The sequence below is a fragment of the Chitinivibrionia bacterium genome, from assembly GCA_009779925.1.
Lineage (GTDB): Bacteria > Fibrobacterota > Chitinivibrionia > Chitinivibrionales > Chitinivibrionaceae > WRFX01.
This window is the reverse complement of sequence record WRAZ01000075.1, coordinates 1-4985: the sequence shown is the minus strand read 5'-3', so window position 1 is coordinate 4985 and position 4985 is coordinate 1. Positions and strand designations below refer to the sequence as shown.

At 41.4% G+C, this 4985-nt stretch carries 8 protein-coding genes; 3 read left to right on the top strand and 5 right to left on the bottom strand.

Features of this window, described 5'->3' with window-relative positions; translation table 11 throughout:
- From FWE23_11295 to FWE23_11285, 3 genes are all read left to right on the top strand, one after another.
- Window positions 1-362 (top strand): hypothetical protein (locus tag FWE23_11295; GenBank protein ID MCL2846011.1); only part of this gene is annotated, 362 nt, incomplete at its 5' end.
- Between the two features lie 2 nt (window positions 363-364).
- Entirely contained in the window at window positions 365-1423 is a 1059-nt protein-coding gene (locus FWE23_11290; protein MCL2846010.1) for an SO_0444 family Cu/Zn efflux transporter, read from the top strand.
- A gap of 1 nt (window position 1424) precedes the next feature.
- Window positions 1425-1622 (top strand): hypothetical protein, encoded by a 198-nt coding sequence (locus FWE23_11285; GenBank protein MCL2846009.1) that lies wholly within the window; start codon window positions 1425-1427, stop codon window positions 1620-1622.
- 117 nt (window positions 1623-1739) lie between these two features.
- Here FWE23_11285 and FWE23_11280 read toward each other — a convergent pair whose 3' ends face one another.
- Genes FWE23_11280 through FWE23_11260 form a run of 5 tightly spaced genes read right to left on the bottom strand, consistent with a single transcriptional unit; the run spans window position 1740 to window position 4619 of the window.
- Window positions 1740-1877: a hypothetical protein gene (locus tag FWE23_11280; protein MCL2846008.1), complete on the bottom strand. Its 138-nt coding sequence runs from the start codon at window positions 1875-1877 to the stop codon at window positions 1740-1742.
- Between the two features lie 4 nt (window positions 1878-1881).
- Window positions 1882-2916, bottom strand: a complete 1035-nt coding sequence (locus tag FWE23_11275) for a hypothetical protein (protein MCL2846007.1) — start codon at window positions 2914-2916, stop codon at window positions 1882-1884.
- 15 nt (window positions 2917-2931) lie between these two features.
- The gene (locus FWE23_11270) at window positions 2932-3666 is read right to left on the bottom strand and encodes a hypothetical protein (GenBank protein ID MCL2846006.1); all 735 of its coding nucleotides are present in this window, start codon (window positions 3664-3666) and stop codon (window positions 2932-2934) included.
- Between the two features lie 25 nt (window positions 3667-3691).
- Window positions 3692-4252: a hypothetical protein gene (locus tag FWE23_11265; GenBank protein MCL2846005.1), complete on the bottom strand. Its 561-nt coding sequence runs from the start codon at window positions 4250-4252 to the stop codon at window positions 3692-3694.
- Entirely contained in the window at window positions 4245-4619 is a 375-nt protein-coding gene (locus FWE23_11260) for a hypothetical protein (protein ID MCL2846004.1), read from the bottom strand. Before FWE23_11260 ends, FWE23_11265 begins: the two co-directional genes overlap by 8 nt.
- Window positions 4620-4985: the final 366 nt, after the last annotated feature.

Sequence of the window (4985 nt, the reverse complement as noted above, 5' to 3'; positions counted from 1 at the left end):
GGCTTGTTTTTGCAACTCAAACATCATTTGTTTTCGGCGGCGCGCGTTTTCAATATTTAATGTATAAGGCGCAACAATTTCCGCGAGAATTAGGCGAAGACGAAAATTTTGCCCTGCTTCCGATAAACGAAAGAGTTGACCTTTGGCGCAACAATCACAGAAACGCGGCTCAGCGGCGAACAATGTTTTTCTGGTATTTCGTAATTTCATACATCTACGGGATGACAGACGCCTTTGTTGACGCCTCGCTGAGCGGTTTCGACAGAAAATTCGACCTGACTTTCGATTATTTGCCGCAAAATGAAGAAATCTCGTTAGGTTTCGTGTGGAATTTCGGCGGTAGAGGGAGGAGCGGGTTTTAATTATGCTTACTTACATAGCTCCGTTTATACATCTTTTTAACGAGATGTCGCCGTATTTGCTTTTTGGATTTTTGTTCGCGGGAATTTTAAGGGTGTTTGTTCCAAAAGAAAAATATATATCCCATATAAAAAAGCCAAATTTTCTCTCGGTTTTACGGGCTTCCATTGCAGGAATTCCATTGCCTCTATGTTCGTGCGGCGTTATTCCCACGGCGGTTTCGCTTAATAAAGAGGGCGCAAGCAAAGGTGCAACGGTCGCTTTTTTGACTTCGACCCCGCAAGAAAACATACAAAGCATTGTGGCGACTTACTCGCTTTTTGGACCTGCCTTTGCAATAATAAACCCGCTTACCGCCTTTATTTCAGGGATTACAGGCGGCGTTGCAGTAAATAAATTCGACAAAGAAAATCCCGACAAAAAATTGCCGTCAGACATAGAAAATACCTGCAAAACCCTTTCTTCAAAGCCAAAAAACAAAATTTTGGCGGCATTGCATTACGGATATGTAGAAATGCTTCAAGACATAGGAAAATGGCTGTTTATAGGAATTTTTATTGCAGGACTTTTGGCGGTTTTCTTGCCCGATAGCCTGTTTTCGGATTACTTCAATAATCCATTCCTTAATATGCTGATAGTTTTGGCGATAGCTCTTCCGAGTTATACTTGTTCTATGGCGGCGCTTCCTGTGGCGGCGGTGCTTATGTCCAAAGGGCTGACGGCGGGCGCGGCGTTTGTTTTTCTTATGGCGGGACCAATAACAAGTATCGCAACAATGACGGTAGTCGGCAAAACTTTGGGTAAGCGCACTCTTATTATTTATTTGATAAACATTATTTCAATGTCGCTGATAATCGGTTTGACAATAGACTATCTGTTGCCTGCCGAATGGTTTAATATAAGCGTAATAAGCGCCAATCCGCATTGCGAAGAAAGCCGCGCAAGTTTTAATCCGTTCAATTCCATTTGCTCGCTCGTCCTTGTCGGGCTTATAATAAATGCCGGAATTCAAAAGAAATTATCATCGAAAAAGAAACCGTGCTGTTGCACAAAGGAGAGTTAAAATGGCTTGTGAATGTTTTGTAAAAGACAAAAAAGAGTGCGCCTGCCCCAAAAAAGAATGCCCGAATAACGGCAAATGCTGTAATTGCGTAGCCAAACACAGAGCAACCGACAGTTTGACGTTTTGTATGTTCCCCGATAACGGCGGGGATAAGAGGGTGGAGAATTATTATCGGAAATTGAAAGAGAGATTTGAGTAAAGGAATGATTTCTTCTCAGAACAACAAAAAAAATGAAAAAACAAAAAAGACAACTCGAAAACCGATATCGTTGGTGCGAGCCAACTTGCTCGATTGAGTCGGCGAGCAACTCTGCAATCAATTGCTTAAATTTCCATTTTCTTTTCCGTTATTTTCTACTTTGTCGATGTCCACATTTTTTACAATGAAATCGCAAGAAATAATAGACAAAATGCAAAAAAATATCACCAATAAAAACATTATCCGTTTTTTCATATTACTACCTTCTCTTTCTTGTTAAAGTATAGCCAACGCCTAATGTCCAAGTTGCGTTTAATCCTTCGTCGAAAACAATTCTGTCGTTTTCCATATAATAAAAATCGGGATTTCTCTGCCAGCCGAATAAAATTCTGTTTGTTATGTCGAAATTTTTGTCTCTGCCGAGCATAAATTTCCAAAAAAGACCCGCAACACCGACATTTATTCCTGTTTCATATCTGACAATCTCGTTTTCTTGTCTGAAATTAACAAAAAGTAAAGTGTTGTGATAACCTGCGCTTACCCCCAAAACGTTTTTTACAAAACCGTCTTTATTGAAACACGCGCCAAAATTGAGCAATCCGCCGAAATAAATACCGCCGCCGCTTAATTGAGGCGAAAAATAAAATCCGTTTCTGCCGATAACGCCCAATTCAATTACTCCGCCTGCGCCCATTGCGGAATTTCCCGCAACAAATTCGGGACGAATTGAAAATACAAAATTTCGGAGTACTTCCATTCTGTTTATTACACTGTTTGAGGCAGTAGATAGCCCCGCTCGTTGCGCTCGAATTTGATGTTCCATCGCTATACTATCGGCTCGCGCCCGATGAACGAGTGCAATACTGTCCGCTTGTGCTCGGCGAATTAGCGCTATGCTGTCGGCTCTTGCTTGTTGGCGTTGCGCTAAAATATTGTTTAAATGCCTGAACAAGTCCGCCGTATCAACCACCATTCTGAATGTTGCCGAAAAAATTTCTCCGTCCCATCTTTCTTGAAGTACTTCGGTATTTACTTTTCCAAGTGTGTATATTTGCACTTCTTCGGTGAAATCTTCGGTTTCATTTGTGGCGCTTAATCTTTGCCGCGACTCAACCAAAACACCGAGTTCGCGCAACAATAATGCCTGCGCTTCTTGTGTTGCAGTGCTTCTCGCTGAAACTCGACTGTCGGCATCGCCTGCTCTGAATGTGTGTTGCCGTTCAAATTCGGCTGTTTGCCCGAATATCGAAGCGGGCAGGAAACAAAATATAAATACACACAAAATCGCTTTCATAAAAATATCCTTTTGTTATCGAATATCAAAAACTCCGAAGCCCAGATGTTCAAACGCTTGGTCTGTCATATTGCCGTATATTTGCACTCGGTTGATATTACCTCGTCTTCTCGTTTCAAAAGAGGCAACATTACGCAACACTCCGCTTTGGTCTGCTATAAAAACGGTTATTCTTTCATCAGAAGTTCTAAAGAAAATCCGCTTACCTTGAACGACATAACTTTCTCGAACATCGGGAAATGAACGCCCAGTCCTAAATCTGATTTCTCCATCCGGCGACATAAATATTAAGTCCCCGCTTCCTCCCATTCTGTTTGCCCAAGCATTTATTTGTCTCGTTCTTTCCCGTTCGGCGGCAATCCTGCGTTCTTCCACCGCTCTTTGCTCGGCTTCTATTCTTTGTTGTATTGCTATTATCCTTGCTTGTTCCGCTCTTTCTTGAGCTATTCTTTCTTGCTCTTCTCTTTCTTGCGCTATTCGAAGTTGCCTTTCGTTTTCTTCTCGAAAAGCGTCAGAATTCGTTGCGCTTGTTTGGCTGCTTCGCGCTTGTACTTGTCCGGCAATGTTCGCATTTGTTGTTTGTCGTTGTAAATTAGCTTGAGAACCAACTTGCTTACTTTGTTGGTATTCTTTTTCCATATTGTAGCCAACAATTCCGCCAATGGACACAATTATAAGCAAGAGGCAAGCAATGAGGGGACTCAACCTTTTGTCGCCTTCTATATCTTCGTAAAATAAATCTCTTTTCATTAACCATCTCCTTCTCTAATTTCGTTTATGAGTGTGGCAACGTTGGTTTAATAGGAGTAGCCGAAGCGTGAAAAACCCCTTTGATTTCACATACTATTCCGACAATAAAAGCAATGCCTATTATTATTATTGCCACTTGGCTATTCACCCAACTGAAATTGTCAAACCAGCCAAATTCAGATACATTATCAATAATAAAAGTGACGAAAGCACCAACAGCACCAAACAACGCTCCCATAACAATTCCACGAAAAACTCTGCCCACGATGTAACTAAATGCCATGTTAATAATTATTCCGATAATACCGATACTGATTGCGACAGTCCAAGAATTTAGCCAATATCCAAATCCTGCGGCGGCAATAAGAAAAAATCCAATCGTCCATACTTGTAGTTGAAAACTTTCTTCACTCCTGTGAGCAGCGGCTTGTTGGTCTATGCTCATAGAATTCCACGTTTCCATAGCTCTTTCATATTCTTTGCTTTTTTCTTGGTAGTTTTGTAGAACTTCTAGATAACAAGCATCACAATAATTTCGCTTACTTGGTATTATTTGTCCACATCTACATTTTCTTAGATTACTCATTTTCAACCCCTTGTATGTTCCATTCGGGGCTTAACATTTTTATAAACTTAGGCTCCAAATCACCGTTTGGCATTGCGTAAATTAAGACCTCGCCGCTGTTTTTAAGAATATTCTTTACTTCTTCGCAAATTCTTACATTTGCTGTTTGACTTTCATCGCAATTAGTGTAGTTTTGCATTCTTGCTTTCAATGTTCTGGAAGTTTTTCCGATATACATCACTTTTTCATTAACAACAAAGGCGTAAATAAAATTTTCCTGCGCTCTTTTGTCCTCATTCAAAACGGCTTCTATTTTTCCGTTTTTTAATACCCATTCCCCGACTTTCTCAAAGCCGAGTTCCGTAATACTGTTCAAACTGTTTTCCATAAAACCAACCTTTCTACCGCTTTCTGACGGCAAATTTAAGAATTAATCCACACCATTCACATCTATGCCACTGCCACGCCATTTTTACCTTACTGTTTGCTCCAACCCGCTTTACCGTTAAACGATAAAAAGCATTTGACACGAAGTAAAAATACTTCGCAAAAGATTTTTTGATTATATAAGAAAAAAAGAAAACAATCGTGAGGAACTCACGATTAGGATTTTTATTTACTAATAAAAATCCGCTCCGCTCGCGCTCCGCTCGCGCTCCGCTCGCGCTCCGCTCGCGCTCCGCTCGCGCTCCGCTCGCGCTCCGCTCGCGCTCCGCTCGCGCTCCGCTCGCGCTCCGCTCGCGCTCCGCTCGCG